We start from the raw sequence: 21,760 nt of genomic DNA, 5'->3' as shown, positions 1-21,760 counted from the left end.
CGAAAACCGAAAAAAAACACTAATACTATTGTGTAAATCCATTGTATAATAATGGCATCTATTTTTTTGCCTGAATTGAGCAGAAAATACATAATACTGACCGGGAAAGTAGTGAAGAAATTGATCAAAACGGAGAAATTCCAAATCTATATGCTTTTAGTCTTCGCGATGGCCTCCTGGGGATTCAATGTGATCGCAACAAAGATTATCGTGACAAGCTTTAAGCCCATCACGATCACTTCCCTTCGCGTTTTCACCGCAGGCATCTGTGTCTTTATCATTCTTTCTTTTTTAAAAAAGGTCCGCTTGCCGACCAAAAAGGAAGCTGTCTACATTACCATTGCCTGTTTCTTTAATGTCGTTTGCCACCATTTCTTTTTATCGATGGGATTGTCAAAAACAACTGCCTCAAATGGTGGTCTTATTCTAGGACTAAGTCCGTTACTGTCTACGATCGTAGCCTTCATTTTTCTAAAGGACCGAGTGACCCTTTTAAAAATAATCGGGATACTCTTTGGATTAACAGGGGTAGCGTTCATTGTGATGATCGGAAATAAAGGCGGAATTAGTTCCATTTCAATTGGTGACATTTACGTGTTTCTATCCATTTTCACGCAGGCGTTTAGCTTTGTGATGATCAAGAAAATCTCACCAACATTGGATCCCCGATTAATGACAGGGTATATGCTGGTGATGGGATCGATTATTTTATTTATCATTAGTTTGATTAAGGAACCACATGGATTGGCGGATATTCCCCACGGATCCTTTGGTGTGTGGATGATTTTCCTAGCATCAGCGATCATCGCCACCGCTATGGGTCATATGATTTACAACTCATCGATTGGAAAGGTCGGCGTAGCCGAATCCGCTATTTTCATTAACCTCAATCCCTTCTTTTCATTAGTTGGTGCCGTCCTGTTTTTGAATGAAAAGATTTCCCTTTCACACGTTTATGGTTTTCTTTTCATTTTGGTTGGCGTGTTATTAGGTTCAGGTGCACTAGAGGAATTCTTGCACACCTCACGATTAAAAAAGAAGCCCTTTTATCGAGGTAAGGTAAAAAATTTTTAGCATCGGACGACGAAAAAGCATCCCTTCAGATTATATTGAGAGGATGCTTTTTTATGATGGGCATTCTTCTTAATGACGAGGTGTCCACAGCATTATTGATACACCAATTAAGCAGAAGAAAATCAGCCTCAAGTCTTAGCAAGAAATAAATCCCTGGTTCATTGAGTAAAAGCGGAGGATTTCCTATTATGTATATAGAAGATGTAAAAAAGGGGATGAAAGTATTGAAAAGAATTTTAATACTGTTATTGATTATCACAGGGTTATATATTATTTTTCATCAAGCAGCACAATTTAACTGGTTCAAGTCTAGTCAAAATGAAAATCAAGCCACGATTACCAACGATATCGACCTGATTGACATGAATCTTTCTAGTGTCAGTACAACCATTATTCCAGAAGACCGTAAAGATTTAAAAGCTGTTTATAATGGCAAAGGAACGCTCATCGTCAGGGAAAATGGCGACACCGTCGAGGTTTCTATCAAAAACAAGTGGTTTAATTCCTTCAGCTGGGGCTTCTCTAAAAAGAAGGAACTAAAAATCTATATACCGGAAACCTATGATCGTAACATGGATATAGATTTAGGTTCAGGTCGGGTCAACTTTTCTGGTCAAGCGGATAACCCAGTAAAGTTAAAGGATTTAAATGTAAATATCGGCTCAGGTCAAATGAACCTTAAGAATCTTATCGTCAAACGCTTTGATCATGATGTATCGTCAGGTAATGTACAGATTGATTCACTTAAAGCGGATTCGGGTAAGTTTCAGCTTAGCTCCGGTAAAATGGAGATCCAGCATTATACTGGACCAGTGGATGCAACTGTTTCTTCTGGCAAGCTTGATATTCAAATGGATAAATTAACAGATTCCGTCGAATTAAATCTAAGCTCTGGAGCTGCATCCATTGATTTACCTAAGAACGCAGACTTTACTCTTAATGGTGATAAGAGCAGCGGGATCATTTCATGTGATTTCCCATTAACGGCCCAAAAGCAAACAAAACATAGTCTTGACGGGAAACATGGCTCAGGTAAATATAAACTTGACCTAGACGTATCGAGCGGTGTTATTAAAATTAAATAAGCCGGTCGCCTTGATTAAGGCATCCACATGAATAAGCGCAGAGATCTTCTATGATGTCTGCGCTTTTTTATGACACGGTTCCTGTTTGACTCTAGGTCACCAAAGAACCGATCATGTCATACCGTATAATGTCCTGTGTTTTTTTATATGGAAGGAGAGTAAAGCGTGTACTACAATCCATATCTTTATCGGACCATCCCCTTGCCACCTTATCCAATCCAAACGGTTGCTCCCCATTTCCGCTCTTATCCACCAGTAGATACAAAAATTTTTGAAGGATCGGTAAAGTCATTTCATCTGTTAATGCAACAAGGGAGTGTCTTGTTAGATCGGTTAGGGGATGCTCAATTCTCGCATAAAATGATGAGTGCTGCCCAACAAGGGAAAAAGGCGGAAGTAGATCAACTCATCAAAACAATTGGTCTAAAGGTTCCAGTGGTGACCCAGTTCACCCCTAGTGGTGTGCATTTCATTCTCTCGACGCAACCGCAGCCTACCCAAAACCAACCCGAAAGCTGCTGTACCTTAACAGTCGCAATGAAATGGGGGTATTAATCCCCCTTGATTCATTTTACTAATCACAGCTCTATCGACTCACTCCTTAGCTGACTTTATGAGATTAAAGTCAGCCATTTTTTTGCTTATGTCTTTCTGAACTACCATTGGCATAAAGTAGAAATATCATCGATTCCCCCCTATTTTTAACGCCACGTTAGATGTACAATGAAATTTATATTCTAATATGTTACTAGGGAAAAGGAGTATTGCGACTTTGGAAGAACCTACAAATAAATATCAAGAACAATCACTTTTTAGTATCTCTTGGCCACTATTTATTGAGCTTGCACTACATATGGGCATTGGGATTATTGCCACCTTTATGTTAAGTCATTTTTCAGATGAAGCGGCCGCCGGTGTTGGTGTTGCCAATCAATTATTGAATATCTTTATCTTAGTGTTCACGGTAACCTCGATTGGGGCAACTGTTTTAATCAGTCAAAACCTCGGAGCAGGCCGGCTCAGCAAAGCCCATCAATTATCTCGGTCTGTATTTGGCTTGAACGTTTGGTTTGGCATTGTCGTATCGTTGATTGTTTTTTTCTTTGGGGAACAAATGCTATTATTATTTGACATCAAAGGGAAAGTCTTTAACTATGGGCTGACCTTTGTCCGTATTTGCGGGATTTCCCTTTTCTTCGAATCTATTTCCTTAGCGCTCAGTGCCGTGTTAAGGAGTCATGGATACACGAAGGAGTCAATGGTCGTTACAGTCGTCATGGACCTAATCAGTATTATTGGAAACATCGTGGCGATTTCAGGGGTTTTCGGGTTGCCAATTACTGGTGTTACCGGTGTATCATGGTCCATGGTCATTGCCCGTGCCTTTGCTGTAATTGCATTAATCTACCTAGTGTATGACAGACTTTCATTAAACCTGACCATTCGCGACATCTTTACAGCAAAAAAAGATGACATTCAAGAGTTACTTGCGATTGGCATTCCTTCAGCTGGAGAGAATCTTTCATATCAATTATCCCAGCTGATCATTACGAGCTTTGTCGTTTCAATGGGAACAGCTTCTCTAGCTGCACGTGTATATATATTAAATATAAACATGATTTGTTTCTTATTTACCGTGGCAATTGCGCAAGGGACACAGCTCTTAGTCGCCCGGTACATTGGTGGTAAACAATATGATCGTGCCCTTAAACGGGGGATTCGCACCTTAAAAATTTCTATGGTAGCCTCGACCATTACCTCCTTACTTATTGCCCTAATTGGCTCGCCGATTCTCGAGACGTTTACAGAAGACCCGGCAATCATTGTAATTGGTCTACCGGTGTTATGGGCAATTGTTTTTGTTGAGCCTGGAAGGGCTATGAATATCGTTTTGATGGGTTCTTTAAAATCAGCTGGAGATGTTCGCTTTCCTGTCGTCATCGGCATGCTCTCGATGTGGGGCATTGCGGTATCCCTTAGTTACTTGCTTGGGATTCATTACGGTTTAGGATTATTAGGGGTTTGGTTAGCTCAAGGGGCTGACGAATGGCTCCGAGGCTGTTTCGCATTAAAGCGTTGGCAAATGAAGCCATGGGAGCGGATAAGAAAAGTAAAAATATCTGTATAAGAGGAATCTTTAAGGATATTGTTGATAGGAGCGAAAATCAACAGACAACACTCACACTTCAAAAAAGTGGTATCCACGTTTAGACCTGGATACCACTTTTTTCAATTTGTTTTTGAAGATATTCTTCCATTTCATTTGCTGATATAGGCTTGCTAAATAGATAGCCTTGCCCGATCTTGCAGTCGTTACTCCGTAAAAAGGTAAGCTGTTCATCTGTTTCGATTCCTTCAGCAATAACAGCAAAATTTAAATTCAATCCCATATCAATGATTGTTTTCACCATAATGCCTTGATTCGAGTGATAGATAATATCATCCACGAAAGATTTATCAATTTTTATTTTATCAATCGGCAAATGCTTTAAATAACTTAAGGAAGAATAGCCTGTTCCAAAATCATCGATAGACAGTAATACCCCTTGCTCTTTCAGCTGATTAAGGATGATCGTTGAATTCTCTAAGTTCTGCATGATGCTTTCTGTAATTTCCAATTCTAAATGGTTGGCTTCCAGCTCTAACTCATCTAGTACTGTCGAAATATATTCGATAAAGTGGTCATCTTCAAATTGACGGACCGATACATTGACAGCGATTGGAATATCGTGAACCAGTCCTGCCTGCTCCCAAGCTTTTCTTTGCTTACAAGCTTCCCACAGCACCCATTTGCCAATTGGAACAATCAGACCTGTTTCCTCCGCCAGTGGGATGAATTCCGAAGGTGCAATCGTTCCATGCTCGGGATGCTGCCAGCGAATTAACGCCTCTATTCCTACTAATTCCCCGGTAGTTAGTGAAACCTGCGGCTGATAATGAAGGCGCAATTGCTTCTGTTCGATGGCTTTTCTTAAACCATTTTCTAGCTCCATTTTCCGTACGGAAATCCCATCTAAATTAGAAGAATAGAATCGGAAATTATTTTTTCCATGATCTTTGGCTTGATACATGGCCGTGTCTGCATTCTTAATTAGAGTGACTTCATCTATTCCATCCGTTGGATAGAGGCTGATTCCAATACTAGGAGTGACAAAGAATTCTTGACTATTCACCATTATTGGCTGTGAAAATTCATAAAGAATTCGCTGGGCGATCATAGTAACTCTTTCTTTATCAATCTGCTCTAGCAGAATAATAAATTCGTCTCCACCCTGCCTCGAAACAAAGCCTTCTTTTTTTACAGCTACTTCTAATCGGCTGGCTACCTTTTGAAGGACCAAATCTCCAACCGAATGCCCCTTCGTATCATTGATAATTTTAAAACGGTCTAAATCTAAAAATAACACGGCTAGCATTTTATTTTCTTGTAGTCCATTTAACACGTCATTCAGATGATTCCTAAAGTGATTTCGATTTGGCAAACCCGTCAGTGAGTCGTGGTACGCCATATTTTGGATCGTTTTCTCCGCCATCTTTCTCTCTGTGATATCCCTGCCAACCACCTGGATTGCAAATCTTCCTTCAAAAAAGACAGGTGCCGTTGTCATTTCTACATCAATCGTCACACCATTTAATGGCTTAATCTGAAATTCAAGTCTGATTGTTTTTTCATAATGTTGATTTTTCTTGTTTCTAAAGGCTTCGACAATTTCTCTTGGAACAAACTTCAACGGAGATTGTCCGATTAGTTCGTTCGGATGATTGGCACCTACCAATTTACACCCTGCATCATTAATGTATTCGATCTTATTATGACTAACGACCGCAATGATATCAGGCGACAGTTCTACTAAACTATGGTAGCGCGCCTCACTTTCTTTTCGATCTGTGATATCAAATAGTACACTATTAAAATCAACAAAATTCCCTTCATTATCTAGAGTCGGAAATCCCCTATCCTGAATCCAGCGGACCTCACCGTCTGGCCGGATAATCCGATACTCACTTGTAACGGTCTCACCATTGTCTAACTTCATGGCTCTTTCTGATAATACATGTTGATCCTCCGGGTAAATCACCTTTTTCCAAAGGTCTAAGTCCTTATAAAAATCAATATAGGAATAGCCATACAATTTTTCAATTCCTGGTGTTATTAACAATGTATCGGACTTTAAATCATGGGACCAAATCGCGATATCAAGCGTATCAAAAATATTTTTTAATTTTAGTTTATTTTGGCTAGACTCTTCATCTGTCATTCTCATCTGTTTAAACGTTACAGTAAGAACGGGCAGAGTTGCGATCATAATGATAATAGAAACATACTTAACCAACATAACAGAAGGAAGGAGAATAGAAATTCCCACATTCACCAGCTCTATTAAAAAGATTAAACCAATTATGAGCTTCCATTGTAGTTGAGTGTTTATCTTTTTCGTTCTCATCGTTGATTTCTCCTTGTTCAAAGCAATAGGTAACAAATATGTTGTAAATTATTGATACCTTTAAAATAACAAAAATAAACAACTTTAACAATCGTAGGTTTTTCCAATTGAAATCCATTCCTAAAATTAACAGACGGGTTTGACGCTGCAGAATTCTTATAAGGAGCAACAGTGATCAGCAAAAAGACGATTCGAATATCCGAATCGTCTTTTTTTATAATAAGGACTATAAGCGATATACCCTTGTTTCATATGGTCGTAAGCTAATTTCTAGGCTATTTTCCGTCATCTCAACTAAATCTCCTATCCCATCTCCCATTACTATCCATAAAGCTGCGTGGGTAAATTTGATACACAACGCTTTCTTTCCACCAAGTATGTTTCATCGTCGTTGCCTCCCAATAGTTAAAAGTTGGTACAATTCATTAATTGTAAGTGAATTTCCAGGTAGAATTAATGCTGTTTTTTGTAGAAACACGGCCGTTTTTTGTAGAATCATTCGAAATTTTGTAAAATTCCTCTATCTTTTTGTAGAATAAATCCAATGTTTATAAAATAACGATCTCTTTTATAAAAATTCTCCCTAACTAGGACCAATAGAAAAAGGGCAGATGCCCCTTCTCGATTACTTTAGGAAATAAACCCTTGTTTCATAAGGCTTTAATGTGAACTCTTTCTGTAATTTCTGATCCGCTGCATCATTATTAGAGAGAACTAATATAGATGTTGAATAAGAAACCGTGCCTGGCACCCTAAATCTTGTCGTTTTTTTACTAAAGTTATTGATGACGATGGCTGTCTTCTTTCCTAACTTTCGTGTATACACAAATAGCTTCGGATGATTAGCCAATAACAATTCGTATGTCCCATAAACAAAAATCGGATTCTCTTTTCGTAAGCGAATCAAGCTTTTGTAATAGCTGAGAATGGAATCTGGATCATTTACCTGTGCCTCGACATTGATTTCGTTATAATTTGGATTCACGCCAAGCCAGGTTTTCTCCGCAGCGGTAAAGCCACCCCTGTTGCTGGCATCCCATTGCATAGGGGTACGGGAATTATCGCGGCCCTTCTCCCAGACCACCTTCATGATTTCTTCATGACTGCGGCCCTTTGCAGATTCCACCTGATAATAGTTAACCATGCCGACATCATTGTAATCCTCGATTGATGGGAATTGGACATTCGTCATGCCAATTTCCTGCCCTTGGTAAATAAAGGGCGTGCCCTGCATGAGGAAATATAAGGTTCCCAGCATTTTGGCACTTTCTTTCCAATATTCCTGGTCGTTGCCCCAGCTCGATACCCGGCGGGGCTGGTCATGGTTTTCAATGAATAAAGCGTTCCAGCCTCGACCTGCTAAGCCCGTTTGCCATTTTGTTAATACCTTTTTCAGCTTCCGAACATCGATCGATCCGTCAACATCCTTATCCCAAAGATCTAAAAACTCAAACTGAAAAATCATATTGAAATAGCCATTTTCTTCGCCGACCCATTTATCGGCATCCTGCAGCCCGACACCGTTTGCCTCGCCAACCGTCATGATGTCATAGTTTTTTAGCGTTTTTTGTGAGAATTCCGTCAAAAACTCATCGATTCCATCAACATTCATCATTTTCGGAAAACACGGTACATAATCTATATTTTCTGGATTTGGCATATCTGGGAAGCCTGGTTCCTTTTTAATATGGGAGATGGCATCGACACGGAAACCATCGATTCCTTTATCCAGCCACCAATTGACCATGGACTGTAACGCCTCGCGGACTTCTGGGTTTTCCCAGTTTAAATCGGGCTGCCGCGCTGAGAAGATGTGCATGAAGTATTGGGCAGTGTCTGCATCGTATTTCCAAGCAGGGCCGCTAAAAATCGATTCCCAGTTATTCGGTTCTTTGCCATCCTTCCCATCGCGCCAAATGTACCAATCGCGCTTCGGATTATCCTTAGATGAACGTGATTCAATAAACCATGGATGCTCATCACTCGTATGATTGATGACTAGGTCTAAAATTAACTTCATCCCTCGTTGATGAACGCCCTCAAGGAGTTCATCAAAATCAGCCATTGTCCCAAATTCATCCATAATATCCTGGTAATCTGATATATCATAGCCATTATCATCATTAGGTGATTTGTACATCGGTGATAACCAAATGACATCGATCCCTAACTCTTTTAAATAGTCTAATTTGGAGGTGACCCCTTTTATATCACCAATTCCGTCTCCATTACTATCCATGAAGCTCCTTGGATACACTTGATAGGCGACACTTTCTTTCCACCATTTTTTACTCATGTTGCACCTCATTTTTGAAAAATTAGCCCCATCCCTGGAACAGTTGCCGTTTTTGACAGAAATGTTGTCAACCTTTTGCACCGTTCAAGGGTTTATCAGCGAATTTCACGTTTATCGGCGAATCCAGTTAAACCCACCACATAGTCGAAACAGGTTCCTCAATTAATATCGTTTGTAAATTTGTAACCGCACGGGTAAAGCCTTCATTGATCGACATAATTGGATCTTCATGTTCAATACTGACAACATAATCATAGCCATAGGTTCTTAAGGCACTCATCATGTCCGACCATTCCTTTAAACTATGACCACAGCCGACGGAACGGAATGTCCAGGCCCTTGTTCGCACCTCACCATATGGCTGCATATCCGTTAAGCCATACATATTGACATTTTCCTGATCAATGTACGTGTCTTTAGCATGGAAATGGTGAATCGCATTTTCCTTTGCCAAGATCTTTATGGCAGCAACTGGATCGATTCCCTGCCACCAAAGGTGACTTGGATCTAAGTTCGCCCCAATCGCATCACATGTTTCCTGACGCAATTTTAACAGTGTATACGGGGTATGTACTAAAAAGCCCCCATGCAGCTCAAGACCAATTTTCACATCATGGTCCTTCGCATATTGACCGACTTCTTTCCAATAAGGGATGAGCTTTTCCTCCCATTGCCACTTTAAGACGTCGCCATACTCGTTCGGCCAAGGGGTAACCGGCCAATTAGGATACTTCGCTCCTTCGTGGTCACCTGCTGTACCTGAAAAACAGTTGACAACGGGTACATTCAGTAAAGATGCGAGTTTAATTGTTTTTAACAGTGTCTCATGCGAGCTTTGAGCAAATTCCTTTTCCGGTGAAATCGGATTTCCATGACAACTGAATGCACTAATGATCAATCCGCGTTCCTCCACTTTACGAGCATAAGCTTTCCTTGCCTCTTCATTTTCCAATAACAAATCTAAATCGCAGTGATGATTCCCAGGATAGCCGCCAGTTCCAATTTCAACCGCATGTAACCCTGCCTTTTGAACCGTATCTAACATTTCCTCAAATGTTTTATCCGCAAATAATACCGTAAAGACACCTAGTTTCATAGTACTCTCTCCTCACTTTTATGAACTGTTATTTATTAAATACATAGAGTTGGCCGCATTCCAATACGCCAACTCGTCTATATGGAGGTTCCTTAAACGTTACCTTACTTGAACAATTTGCTTCGTTTCATTTGAATGAAGTGCTGCTAAGATAACCTCTAGTGATTTCATCCCTTCTTCACCAGTTACTGCAGGCTCTTGATCAAGCAGAATAGCATGAACAAAATGCTCGATGACATGGGTATTGTTTTGGCCTCCCGATTCATTCGATTGAATTTTGCCTAGCTCATACTTCACTACCTCGCCATTGCTATATTGAACAACTAGGGAATTAATTGGATCATCTTCTAATCGAAGAATGGCCTTTTCGCCATAAATAATCGTAGAGTTATCCTCCCTGCTGACATAGGCCCAGCTCGCAGCAAGTGTCCCGATGATACCGCTTTCTGTTTTCAATACACAAACGGCATTGTCATCAACATCGGTAAAATCCTTGGCATTCGTTTCTACAAATGAACCTACTTCCGTTACTTCCTCCCCTAACACATAACGAATCAAGTCAGCTTTGTGGACACCCAAGTCGCCCATTGCTCCGACGAAGGCTTTTTCCTTTTGGAAAAACCAACCCTCTTTTCCTTCTACACTCCAGTTTTCTGGCCCGCCATGACCGAATGCCGTACGGAAGCTGTATATTTTACCGATTTCTCCACTTTGGATCAGTTGACGAGCTTTTTGATGGGACGGCACAAAGCGCTGGTTATGACCAATCATTAATTTTCTGCCATTCTTTTCTGCTGCTGCAATCATCGCCTCCGCCTCTTCTTTAGAGGTCGCCATTGGTTTTTCGCACAGGACATCGAGACCTGCTTCTAAGGCAGCAATCGTGATCGGTGCATGAAGATAGTTTGGTGTACAAACACTTACCGCGTCTACTTTACCGCTATTCACCAATTCCTCATAGCTTGTATAGGAAAGGACGCCGTATTTTTCAGCAATTTCTAATGCCCGCTCTTGATTAATATCACAAACGGCAGCAAGTTCGACATTAGGATTCATTTGATATTCCGGTAAATGACGATGCTGGGCAATACTGCCGCAGCCGATTACGCCAATCCGTATCTTTTTCATATTAATTTCCTCCCTTAAGAACTTCGAGTGGTTTCGCATTACCGTAAACCGGACGTTCTCGTTTTACTGGCTCCGCCCATTTCACTGCATTGATAATAACACGCTGAATAAGTTTGTTATGATAAGTAGGGTACGTTTCATGACCTGGTCTAAAATAAAATACTTTCCCGTTTCCACGCTGGTATGTACAGCCGCTTCGGAATACTTCGCCGCCTTCAAACCAGCTGGTGAAAATTAGTTCATCTGGCTGCGGAATATCAAAATGCTCACCATACATTTCTTCATTTTCTAATTCAATATATTCAGGAATTCCTTCTGTAATTGGATGACTTGGGCTGACGACCCAAAGACGTTCCTTTTCATCGGCTTCCCGCCATTTTAAATCACAGCTGGTTCCCATTAATGTCTTAAAGATTTTCGAAAAATGACCGGAGTGGAGAACAATCAGTCCCATTCCTTCAAGAACACGCTGGCGAACCTTCTCAACGATATCATCTTTCACCTCATTATGAGCTTGATGTCCCCACCAAACTAATACATCAGTGTTTCTTAGGACATCATCCGTCAAACCATGTTCCGGCTCATCTAAAGTGGCCGTCCTTGTCTCTAGCCCTTCAGACTGAAGGAACTCAGCAATGGTTCCATGGATGCCATTTGGATAGATATCCCTTACAATTGGACTTTTTTGTTCATGACGATTTTCATTCCAAACAGTTACTTTCAGCATGATTAAACGCTCCTTTTCATGGGTCACTTTATCTATTATTTTAAAGCTTGCTCGAATTAATGAAACTGCTTACATTGACAAATAGGGTGAAAAATATTGAACAAAACTATTTACTGATGAGATGTGAAATCTTTGTTTTTAAATAATTGATACTGATTTCAATACTTTCTAGAGGGGTACGACGGCTAGCATCCTGCTCGACCACCCACCACTGGATATCAACTTGTTCGCCCATATTAAGCACAGCTTCTAGGTCAACACCGCCTGTGCCAAGTTCGGCGAAAAATTGTTCGTCATCGATTGTCATGTCCTTTAAATGAATAAGCGGTGTTCGATTTTGATATCGTTCGATCCACTCTTCCGGCTTTTGGCCCGCTTTAGTCAGCCAGTAAATATCAAGCTCTGCCTTTACGATGTTAGGGTTTGTTTCATCAAAGATTGCTTCAAGTGCCATTCTGCCATCAGATAAGCGCTCAAGTTCAAAATCGTGATTATGGTAACAAAGGGATATCCCTTCTTGGCTTGTAATCTCACCCGCATGTTCTAAAAAAGTAATAAGGGCTCTGTAATCACTTTCACTGCGTCGATCTGGCATTAAATATGGACATACAATATACTTACTTCCTAATATCTTTTGATCTTCAATCACTTGTGCCAAATTATTCTCCAATTGATCAAGCGGTACATGGCAGGCAGCTGTCTTCAGTCCAAGCTGATCTAATAATTCTTTTATTTCAATCGCTGTTAATCCGTGATATCCTGCAAGTTCAACACCGTCAAATCCAAGCTCTGCCACCTTTTTTAAAGTACCCGCAAAATCTTTCGCACTTTCTTCCCGTAATGTGAACATTTGAACTGCTACTGGAATGTTTTTCATCGTTATTCCTCCATTTCTCATAATCACAGCTTATTTGATTACATCTTATATTGTATTTCTACTAATAAACATAGATGATATAATTAATACATCTACTATTCTGCTATCTTTTTTGAAGGGGAAATTATGACCACCAACATACTTTTTTGCGGCTATTCCTATCATACAAAGGGATATCATTCCCAACATAAAGCCGGATACCCGTCCTATCTTTTTCGACTGCAAACAGAAGGGATATGCGAAGTAGTCGTAAAAGGAACAAAACTAGAACTTGAGAAAGGCGACCTCCTCCTAATTAAACCAGGCGATCATTATGAACTTTTAGTCAATGAAGGGCAAATCAGCGGAGACTATCACATCGGATGCGAGGGCGAGTGGCTCGACGAATGGTGGAATCGTGCCAACAAGCCTCCCGTTTCCCGTATTGAATTAGATGAAAAACTGCTGCTCTTATGGCGTCAGATTATTATTGAAAAAAGACGTCCTGGTTCAAGTCAGAATGAGGAACTTGCCGACTATCTAGTCCGCGCCCTTTGTTTAACGCTTGAACGTACTGTTGGTGAAACAGTCCCCTCCTACCATTATCCATATCCAGTCACACGAATGATGCGATATATCGAGGAGCATGCGACAACCCAGTTTAAAGTGGAGGATGTGGCACGTCATGCAGGACTAAGTGTCTCCCGATCCGTTCATCTTTTTAAAAGCAGTGTTGGGAAAACCATCATGGAATACACGCAAGAAATCCGCATATCCGCTGCCCTTGAACGGATGAAGTACACTACTCATACACTCGAACAAATTGCTGAAGACTGCGGCTTTGGCACCTATCCCTATTTTCATCGTGTTTTTAAAAAGAAATATGGCGTTGCTCCTGGTATGTATCGTCGTCTTGAATAATGGTTAAAAAGCTAGATAGCTGAGCTATTCTAGCTTTTTAACATTTTAAATTGTTGTTATTGGTGCAAGCTCAAAGTCCTTGATGACTTCATTTGTTTCAGCAGATTTAAATATCGTTTCCATTAATTGGAGGACGCGTAAAACTTCCTCGTTTTTAACGATTGGTTCAGCACTGCCTTCCACCACTGAAACGACATTCTCATAGAAGCTTTCCATTGTTTTTTCTACTTTAGGCAGCTCCGATGTACTCACAGCTTTCTCAGAAGGAGGAGCCATTGTTTTCGTTAATCCTTGGCCCGCTTTAATTGGTTTTGGTGCTTCTACTTCGCCAAAATTCTGCGTCACGATTTTTCCATTAATATCCCAATCATAAATGACTGCTGTCCCTTTTGTTCCTTTTACATACCAACGCGGCAGTTGAATGAAATTGGTTGTTCCAACTTCCACTAAACTAGTAATTCCGTTTTCAAATGTGATTGACACCTGAAATCCATCATCTACCTCGTCCCCTAAAATATAACTCAGGTTAGCATAAACACTCGTAATCTTGCTATCAACCATAAATAATAGCTGATCTAATAAATGGACGCCCCAGTCCAGCAACATTCCGCCGCCATATTCTTTCAGGTGGCGCCAATCTCCAGGAATTCCATTGGCCCCTTGTACTCGTGACTCAATATGGAAAACATCTCCAATTGATTGTTCATCATAAACCTTTTTCATCGTTAGGAAGTCTTCATCCCATCTGCGGTTTTGATGGACAATAAAGGCACGGTCATTGATTTTGGCCGTCTCCATTATCTCGACTAGCTCATCACTATAGATCGTAACCGGCTTTTCGCAAATGACATGTTTTCCTGCCTTTAAAGCTGCGATTGCAATTTCTTTATGGACATCATTAGGAGTCGCAATAAGAACAAAATCAACCGTATCATCTGATAACACATCTTCTAAACTCTCATACGCTTTGTATCCATCAGCTATAGAGGCTGTCTTTCTCTCTGCTAAAATATCATAGGTTCCAGCTACATTTATGCTTTGATTTTCTTTTAGCAGCTTGCCATGATAGCTCCCCATTCCGCCATACCCAACAATCACTAATTGATAGTTTCGACTTGCCATATTATTTCTCCCCCTTTTTTACTTATTAAAATAAACCGCTTCCCCTGTTTGCGCTGATTTATAAATGGCTTCCAGTATTTCTGTAACAACTAGGGCTTCCTCGGGTTTAACGACCGGTTCGGTACCATTTATGATACTTTCAATCCACAATCTTGCTTCTAATTCGGCTGCACCTTCCGTTTCTCCGTCATAAAAGTCAACACCTTTTGCATCCAAATTGATGTGATTTGTGTACAACTTGCTGAAATCCTCTCCATTAATGCGCAGGCCGTCCAACATGTCAGCACCGCCTTCTGTTCCTGCTAGTGTACATTTGGCTTCTCCTGTTTGCAGCATATTGATGGCCCAACTGGATTCAAGCATAATTGTGGCACCATTTTCCATCGTAATATAACCGAAGGCTGAATCCTCCACCTTAAATTTCTCTGGATCCCAAGGTCCCCAAGCATTTGCGGCATCCTTCTTTTGCCCAAGCTTATGAAACGTACTTCCTAATACAGCTTTAGGTTTATAGTTATTCATCATCCAAAGGGTTAAATCGAGTGCATGCGTTCCAATATCAATTAGCGGGCCTCCACCTTGCTTCTCTTCATCAAGGAATACTCCCCAAGTAGGAACAGCCCGTCGTCGAATCGCATGGGCCTTGGCAAAATAAATATCCCCTAGATCTCCGCGTTCACATACCCTTTGCAAGTACTGACTATCCGTACGAAAACGGTTTTGATAACCAATTGTTAATTTCTTTCCTGTCCTCGATGCTGCTTCCACCATTCTTCTGGCATCTGCAGCTGTTTTGGCCATCGGTTTCTCGCACATTACATGCTTATCTGCTTCCAATGCGGCAACTGTAATATCAGCATGAGAATCATTCGGAGTACATACATGGATGACATCAATTGTCTTGTCCTTTAATAGTTGTTGATAATCCACATAAACTGCAGCAGCCTCAGTTCCATAATTAGTAGCAGCCTCAACGGCACGCTCCTCTTCGATATCACAGAAAGCCACCATCTCTACCTGTGAAAGCTTAGCCAAACTTGGCAAATGCTTTCCCTTCGCAATTCCTCCGCATCCAATGATGCCAACACGTAATTTTTTTTCCATGTTCTATTCCTCCCATCCTATTTTCATACCTATTTCTTAGTATCTTTGATAAGAAGTCGCTTAAAATCCATAAACTTATCTTATAACGTATATTGTTGATAAAACATAGACCATCTAATGAAAACATATACTATTTTGCTATTTTTGTAACGCTTACATATGTCGGACCCTAAACCCCTACTAAAGAGAAAAAGCATTCAGTGCCGTAAAAGCGACGAATGCTTAAATTCTCTTTATAAATTCCATTCCCATACAGGGAGTAAACATAACTAAATTTACTAGTTATATTTACCCCCTGTTTATTATTATTTATGACAGCTCATTTCTGAAACGTATGTAATTCCCGATACTCATTTGGCGTTATGCCTTCCACCTTTTTAAACACTTTCCGGAAATATTTATCATCCTGGTAACCGATCATGCCGGCAATTTCATAGATTTTTAATTGGCTATTTTTTAGTAATGATTTAGCGCGCTCCATCCGAATCTTCACCATATAATCAGTGATATTGACATTAAACTCCTGCTTGAATTTCCGCGAGATATACTCTCTGCTGATATAAAAATGCTCAGAAATCTCCTGTAGCTTAACCTCTCGATCGAAATGGGCCTGCAGATACTTTTCAATATCATAAATAATATTACTATTTTTTTGCTGGGTAGTTCTTTTCACTTTCTTCAAGAAGACAGCAATTTCACGTTTCTTTCTTTCCTTGTAGGCCTCAAGCTGAAAGGTTCCGTTATGGTCGAAAAATAACGCAATGCGTTCCTCAAGATGATCGGATGCCTTAAACGGCAATTTATAAGTTTTATACCACTTGTGGCTGATTACCAAATACTCATTTTCAAAGTAAAGTAAATGATTTAGTGTTAAATAGCCGTTTTCGGTAAGATCGTGGCTGATTTGATCGATTACGTCATCACCTATTTTACCAGCTTGTAAAGCCAGCTCAAAACTTGATGAATATGACATCAGATTGAGGAACGGGATGGTTTGTAATTGTTCATGCCGATAAACCCTCGACTCATGCTGATCTAAGATATTACTATTGAATAAAACCTGTTTAGCATGATGATATGAATCAAGTAATTTTTCGTTTGGCTGGACCATCGTCCCAATCGCAATTGGACAAGAGATATCCATGGCACTCTTTAACGACCTATATATATTATCTAAAAGCTTGTCAACTTGCTCAAACAACTCCCAAAAGATGATAACAATCTCACCCTTATGGGATAAGTAACGAAAGCCAATCCCGCAATCATGTTCAATAACGGTTTCATTTATCACGTTTAGGACGGTAAAGTAGGCAAGATCACGATCCCCTTGAAACGCCTTAACCGTCGTTCCATCAATCCGTACTAAGGCAACTAGATAATTTTGCGAACCGTTTAAGCCGAATTCACTGAACAAATTTTCATTCCTATTTTCGCTATTTAAAAGCTGGGTGAGCTTGCGATCGCGATAAATAGGCTTCATTTCATTTAGTAAGATTATCGTACTTTCTTTGCTTTCTCGTTCCGCCTCTTCCCTCTTCCATTCCTTGACTGCCTTTTCTAACGTATGATTTAGAATCTCAGGATCCACTGGTTTTAACAGATAGTCAGAGCTTCCAAAATGAATCGCCTTTCGCATATAGTGATAATCATCATAACCAGTGACAACAATGGTCTTACTGTTCGGCTGATGCTCTTTAATCCATTCAAGCAGTTGGGTGCCATCCATTTTGGGCATTTTCATATCGGAGAAAATGATCTCTGGACGAATGGTTTGAATAAGCGCGATCGCTTCTTCTCCATTAGCTGCTTCAAAAATCTCGTCAATGCCATGTTCCTCCCAAGCACCTAGTAGCCTAATTCCTTCACGTACGTGTTTTTCATCATCAACAATTAAGACTTTCATGAATGATCCACCTCTTTCGGCATCGCTTTTGGCATCTCAATCGTCACTGTGAAGCCACCTTTCTCTTCACTGTAGATCGACATTTTCGCCTGATTACTATAATAAATCTGCAAGCGATCGTATATATTTTTTAAGCCGATCGATTCTCTGCTGCCGTCTTCTTTTGACAGGCCCAGGAACAATTCGCTGCGCATTTTTTCCAACTGTTCCTGCTTCACGCCGATTCCATTATCTTTCACACTGATTAACAAAGTACCCTCATCCTTCAGACTGGCTTCAATCTGAATATAAGCTTTCTCCATTTGTTGATCAAATCCGTGCTTAAAGCAGTTTTCTACAACAGGCTGTAAAATCATCTTCGGAACCAAAATCCCCTCGACATCCTTGTCAACCGTTAATTCAAACTCGAGCTGCTCATAAAATCGTTGTTTCTGTAATAACAAATACGATTGGACATGCTTCAGCTCCGCCGATAGCGGAACGATATCATCCTTCATATTCATGCTGTATCTCATAATATTTGATAATGAGGTTAATAACGAATACACGGGGACGGCCTTCAATTTAAGTGCCAGAGTCCCAATCGATTGAAAAGCATTATAGAGAAAATGCGGATTGATTTGTGACTGAAGAACCCGCAACTGCGAGGACTTATTTTCAATCTCCAGCTTATATTCACGCTCAATCAATTCATTTATCCGGCTAATCATTAGCTTGAAATGGCGTCCGAGCATTCCTATCTCATCATTTCCTAGTGAATCAAAATCCGCTTCAAATTCACCCTTTTCTACTTTTTTCATATTGGCAATTAATACCTTGATCGGGGCAGTGAGTCGAAACGAAATATACAAGGTGGCTATTAATACAATCACAAGTGTAATGATCCCAATCAAAATTGTAATAAAAGCTGTTTGCCGGGCACTCTGATAGAGAACATTATAAGGAATTCTTTTGACAATATACCAACCCTTATACGAATCCGTAAATTTCTCATAGACAATAACACCCGAAAATTGTGAGTCGTCCCATTCAAGACTTTTCCCTGACTCCCGCTCCTTCTTCACTTGCTTGTACCACTTCTCTTTATTTTCCTTTCCAATGACCTCTTGATCGGAGGAGTAAATGACCACTCCCTTTTCATTCATGATATAAAGGTCTTCAACTCCATCGGTATATAACCGGCCCGCTAGGTCACTAATTTTAGAAAGATTAATATCAATCGACATAAACCCTAAGATATTTTCCAAAGGGACATCTCGAATCACAGTGTGAAAACTTAGAACTTGATTCTTCTCGGAATTAGGGATGACGGACTGATTATTGTAGCTATAAATTTCATGTGGTGGTTCAATGACAGAAAAGATATCCGAGCGACTTAAACGAGAGTAATAGGGATTGGACAAGATACTCTCATATTTCCCCCTGCCGCTGATCCTCGAATGATAATTGGTGTAGGAGTCTTTTCCTTTATCTATATAAAGAAGCATTTGCTCAATTTCTGGCCGCGAATTTAATAGGTAGGCTAACGCTCTGCGCACCTCTTCTTGATTACTAGTTAAATTCTGTGCTACCCCGTCTCTCATCACATTCATAAAAGGGGTATAGCGATAGAGTACGGTTGACATTTCCGCCACATCATCTAGGTAGGTTTTTAGTTCCTCCTCCCCCTTGACAATCAGGTCATGGCTTGTCGCTACAAAGCGGTCATTTAGTGCTTTTGTTGTTTGAAAATAAGTAAACGTAATGGCAATTCCAAAAGGGAGAATGATGACAGCCATTAACGTAACAATTAGTTTTGTGCGAATACTCCATTGCATATAAATCTGGCTAGTGCATGACATAGCTAACTAGCCTTCCCCCTTCCCAATCCTTAGGATCGTCCAACCATCGAGGTGGATTTCTCCCATTTTAGCATACAATTCCTTCATTTTTCATTGGACAATTTTTTACCCCCTACAATCTACTGTTCAATATTTTCCACCCTACCGGTCAATGTAAGCCGTTTCATAATTTTTAATAATCTCTAAAATGAAGATATGGGAGGTGCAGTCAGTGAAAAATCAAAGTGAACTAAAAAGCGTCGAACCAACAGTCATTCCTAACCAAACGAAACAAGCGTCCGTTCCTTTCTTTAAAAGAAAGAAGCTGAAGGATGCAGGGTTATTTACCCTCTTTGTTGGTCCTGTTTTGTTAGCGTTTGCTATTATCGTCCTTATACCATTCTTCACAGGTGTTTATTACGCCTTTACCGACTGGAATGGGATTACCGGAGATATCAAATGGGTTGGACTAGATAACTTTAAATACTTATTTACCGAGGACAAGCAATTTCAGGCATCCTTTTTACTTACAACAAAATACACAGTCGTATCCATTCTGTTGACCAATCTGATTGGCTTTGGCTTAGCCTTACTGGTTACGCAAATGTTGAAAACAAGAAATATTCTCCGTACCATCTTCTTTATGCCTAACATGGTGGGTGGACTACTACTAGGATTTATCTGGCAGTTTATTTTTGTAAAAGGCTTTGCATCCCTTGGTCAGCTAACAGGGATTCCATTTTTCGAGTTAGCCTGGCTTGGCGATCAAAATACGGCCTTCTGGGGAATCGTGATCGTCAGTGTTTGGCAAGGTGCAGGCTACATTATGATTATTTACATCGCAGCCTTGCAAAACGTACCGCAGGAATTAATTGAAGCAGCAAAAATTGATGGCGCTAACAGATGGCAAATTCTTCGTCACATTACCATGCCACTTGTCGCACCAGCTGTTACCATCTGTTTATTCTTAACTACTGCTTCATCATTTAAGATTTTTGATGCGAACCTGTCGTTAACAGGCGGAGGGCCATTCAAATCCACTGAAATGTTAGCGCTTAATATTTATACAGAAGCATTCGTCAATAACCGCTATGGTATTGGTGAGGCAAAAGCATTAATTTTCTTCATCGTTGTTGCAGCGATTACCGTCCTTCAAGTAACAATTTCGAAGAAGAGGGAGGTTGAATCCTAATGGGAAACAAGTATACAGGAAAGACATTTATTGGTGAAATCTTCGCCATCCTGCTTGGACTTGTCTTTTTAATACCATTTTACTATTTGATCTCAAACTCTTTAAAACCGTTTGCCGAGATCCTTTCAAACACTTCGGCACTACCGAAGGTTTTCATGCTCGACAACTATGTGAATGCGTTTGAAAAATTGGATTATCTGAAGGTATTCACAAATTCACTCATCATTACCGTTTTAAGTAATATCGTCTTGGTTGTATTCTGTTCGATGGCTGCCTATATGCTGGTTCGAACAAAAAAGAAAATTAGCAACATTATTTTCATGACCTTCGTGGCAGCGATGATTATTCCCTTTCAATCGATCATGATCCCGCTGATCAAAACAGCTGGTAATCTTGGGATGTTAAACAGTATTTGGGGTCTTGTCATCATGTACTTAGGCTTTGGCTCAGGAATGACCATCTTCTTATATCATGGGTTTATCAAAGGGATTCCTGTCGAACTAGAAGAGGCAGCGATCATTGATGGTTGTTCTAGATTCGGGGTATTCTGGAGAATTGTTTTTCCACTACTAAAACCGATTACTGTCACCATCGTTATCTTAAACAGTTTGTGGATTTGGAATGACTACTTGCTACCATCATTAGTCCTTCAAGATCCAGAATTACGGACGATTCCATTAGCAACCTTCTTCTTCTTTGGTCAATATACAAAACAATGGGATTTAGCGTTAGCCGCACTTGTGCTTGGCATCATACCGTTGTTAATTTTCTTCTTCTCGATGCAAAAACATATTATCAAAGGCATCACGAGCGGATCGATCAAATAATGTAACTTTTGGAAAAATCTCTACTGTCACTTAACATACAGACAGTAGAGACTTATATAAAAATTAGCTTTACAAATCAGGAGGGAAAACCAAATGGCAATTAAAAAATATTCAATCGCAGCGGGAATTTTATCAGCTTCACTTCTTTTAGGCGCTTGCAGCAA

Annotated in this window: 17 protein-coding genes; 7 read left to right on the top strand and 10 right to left on the bottom strand. The window is 40.1% G+C overall.

From position 1 onward, the window contains the following. Positions 1 to 51 precede the first annotated feature (51 nt). The 4 genes from TY15_RS01865 (at position 52) to TY15_RS01850 (ending at position 4,287) form a co-directional block, all read left to right on the top strand. Positions 52 to 1,074: a DMT family transporter gene (locus TY15_RS01865; protein WP_081799323.1), complete on the top strand. Its 1,023-nt coding sequence runs from the start codon at positions 52 to 54 to the stop codon at positions 1,072 to 1,074. 224 nt (positions 1,075 to 1,298) lie between these two features. Further along, positions 1,299 to 2,159: a LiaG family protein gene (liaG, locus tag TY15_RS01860; protein ID WP_040206298.1), complete on the top strand. Its 861-nt coding sequence runs from the start codon at positions 1,299 to 1,301 to the stop codon at positions 2,157 to 2,159. A gap of 165 nt (positions 2,160 to 2,324) precedes the next feature. Further along, the gene (locus TY15_RS23085; protein WP_052353679.1) at positions 2,325 to 2,714 is read left to right on the top strand and encodes a YuzC family spore coat inner layer protein; all 390 of its coding nucleotides are present in this window, start codon (positions 2,325 to 2,327) and stop codon (positions 2,712 to 2,714) included. Positions 2,715 to 2,931: 217 nt separating this feature from the next. Further along, a complete protein-coding gene (locus TY15_RS01850; RefSeq protein ID WP_040206068.1) occupies positions 2,932 to 4,287 on the top strand; it encodes an MATE family efflux transporter in 1,356 nt (451 codons plus the stop codon). A gap of 79 nt (positions 4,288 to 4,366) precedes the next feature. On the opposite strand, the gene TY15_RS01845 is transcribed toward TY15_RS01850, so the two are convergent. From TY15_RS01845 to TY15_RS01820, 6 genes are all read right to left on the bottom strand, one after another. Then, the gene (locus TY15_RS01845; protein ID WP_040206067.1) at positions 4,367 to 6,604 is read right to left on the bottom strand and encodes a sensor domain-containing protein; all 2,238 of its coding nucleotides are present in this window, start codon (positions 6,602 to 6,604) and stop codon (positions 4,367 to 4,369) included. A gap of 625 nt (positions 6,605 to 7,229) precedes the next feature. Next, positions 7,230 to 8,900 carry a glycoside hydrolase family 13 protein gene (locus tag TY15_RS01840; protein ID WP_040206065.1) on the bottom strand — a complete coding sequence of 557 codons (1,671 nt, stop codon included), beginning with the start codon at positions 8,898 to 8,900 and terminating at the stop codon, positions 7,230 to 7,232. A gap of 127 nt (positions 8,901 to 9,027) precedes the next feature. Next, positions 9,028 to 9,996, bottom strand: a complete 969-nt coding sequence (locus tag TY15_RS01835) for a sugar phosphate isomerase/epimerase family protein (protein WP_040206063.1) — start codon at positions 9,994 to 9,996, stop codon at positions 9,028 to 9,030. Between the two features lie 99 nt (positions 9,997 to 10,095). Continuing rightward, positions 10,096 to 11,124, bottom strand: coding sequence for a Gfo/Idh/MocA family protein (locus tag TY15_RS01830; RefSeq protein WP_040206062.1), 1,029 nt, complete (start codon positions 11,122 to 11,124; stop codon positions 10,096 to 10,098). A 1-nt stretch (position 11,125) separates the two neighbouring features. Then, on the bottom strand, positions 11,126 to 11,851 hold the full coding sequence (locus TY15_RS01825; protein WP_040206061.1) for a ThuA domain-containing protein: 726 nt from the start codon (positions 11,849 to 11,851) through the stop codon (positions 11,126 to 11,128). 106 nt (positions 11,852 to 11,957) lie between these two features. After that, positions 11,958 to 12,728 (bottom strand): sugar phosphate isomerase/epimerase family protein, encoded by a 771-nt coding sequence (locus TY15_RS01820; RefSeq protein WP_040206060.1) that lies wholly within the window; start codon positions 12,726 to 12,728, stop codon positions 11,958 to 11,960. A 126-nt stretch (positions 12,729 to 12,854) separates the two neighbouring features. On the opposite strand from TY15_RS01820, the gene TY15_RS01815 reads away from it, so the two are divergent. Continuing rightward, positions 12,855 to 13,628 carry an AraC family transcriptional regulator gene (locus TY15_RS01815; RefSeq protein WP_040206058.1) on the top strand — a complete coding sequence of 258 codons (774 nt, stop codon included), beginning with the start codon at positions 12,855 to 12,857 and terminating at the stop codon, positions 13,626 to 13,628. A 45-nt stretch (positions 13,629 to 13,673) separates the two neighbouring features. Here TY15_RS01815 and TY15_RS01810 read toward each other — a convergent pair whose 3' ends face one another. The 4 genes from TY15_RS01810 to TY15_RS01795 form a co-directional block, all read right to left on the bottom strand. Next, positions 13,674 to 14,750, bottom strand: a complete 1,077-nt coding sequence (locus TY15_RS01810) for a Gfo/Idh/MocA family protein (protein ID WP_040206056.1) — start codon at positions 14,748 to 14,750, stop codon at positions 13,674 to 13,676. Positions 14,751 to 14,768: 18 nt separating this feature from the next. Beyond that, positions 14,769 to 15,854 carry a Gfo/Idh/MocA family protein gene (locus tag TY15_RS01805; RefSeq protein WP_040206055.1) on the bottom strand — a complete coding sequence of 362 codons (1,086 nt, stop codon included), beginning with the start codon at positions 15,852 to 15,854 and terminating at the stop codon, positions 14,769 to 14,771. Positions 15,855 to 16,173: 319 nt separating this feature from the next. Beyond that, complete coding sequence (locus TY15_RS01800) at positions 16,174 to 17,757, bottom strand: response regulator (protein ID WP_040206054.1); 1,584 nt, start codon at positions 17,755 to 17,757, stop codon at positions 16,174 to 16,176. Continuing rightward, positions 17,754 to 19,598 carry a sensor histidine kinase gene (locus TY15_RS01795; RefSeq protein ID WP_244440868.1) on the bottom strand — a complete coding sequence of 615 codons (1,845 nt, stop codon included), beginning with the start codon at positions 19,596 to 19,598 and terminating at the stop codon, positions 17,754 to 17,756. Before TY15_RS01795 ends, TY15_RS01800 begins: the two co-directional genes overlap by 4 nt. A gap of 211 nt (positions 19,599 to 19,809) precedes the next feature. Between TY15_RS01795 and TY15_RS01790 the strand changes: the two genes are divergently transcribed. Together TY15_RS01790 and TY15_RS01785 are read left to right on the top strand one after the other, a co-directional pair. Continuing rightward, complete coding sequence (locus tag TY15_RS01790; RefSeq protein ID WP_040206053.1) at positions 19,810 to 20,769, top strand: carbohydrate ABC transporter permease; 960 nt, start codon at positions 19,810 to 19,812, stop codon at positions 20,767 to 20,769. Continuing rightward, positions 20,769 to 21,596: a carbohydrate ABC transporter permease gene (locus tag TY15_RS01785; protein WP_040206052.1), complete on the top strand. Its 828-nt coding sequence runs from the start codon at positions 20,769 to 20,771 to the stop codon at positions 21,594 to 21,596. The genes TY15_RS01790 and TY15_RS01785 overlap by 1 nt, the downstream gene beginning before the upstream one ends. The last annotated feature ends 164 nt before the right edge of the window (positions 21,597 to 21,760 follow it).

This window comes from Neobacillus jeddahensis (assembly GCF_000612625.1).
Lineage (GTDB): Bacteria > Bacillota > Bacilli > Bacillales > Cytobacillaceae > Neobacillus > Neobacillus jeddahensis.
The sequence above is the reverse complement of the archived record's forward strand: the minus strand, read 5'-3'. Positions and strand labels throughout refer to the sequence as shown.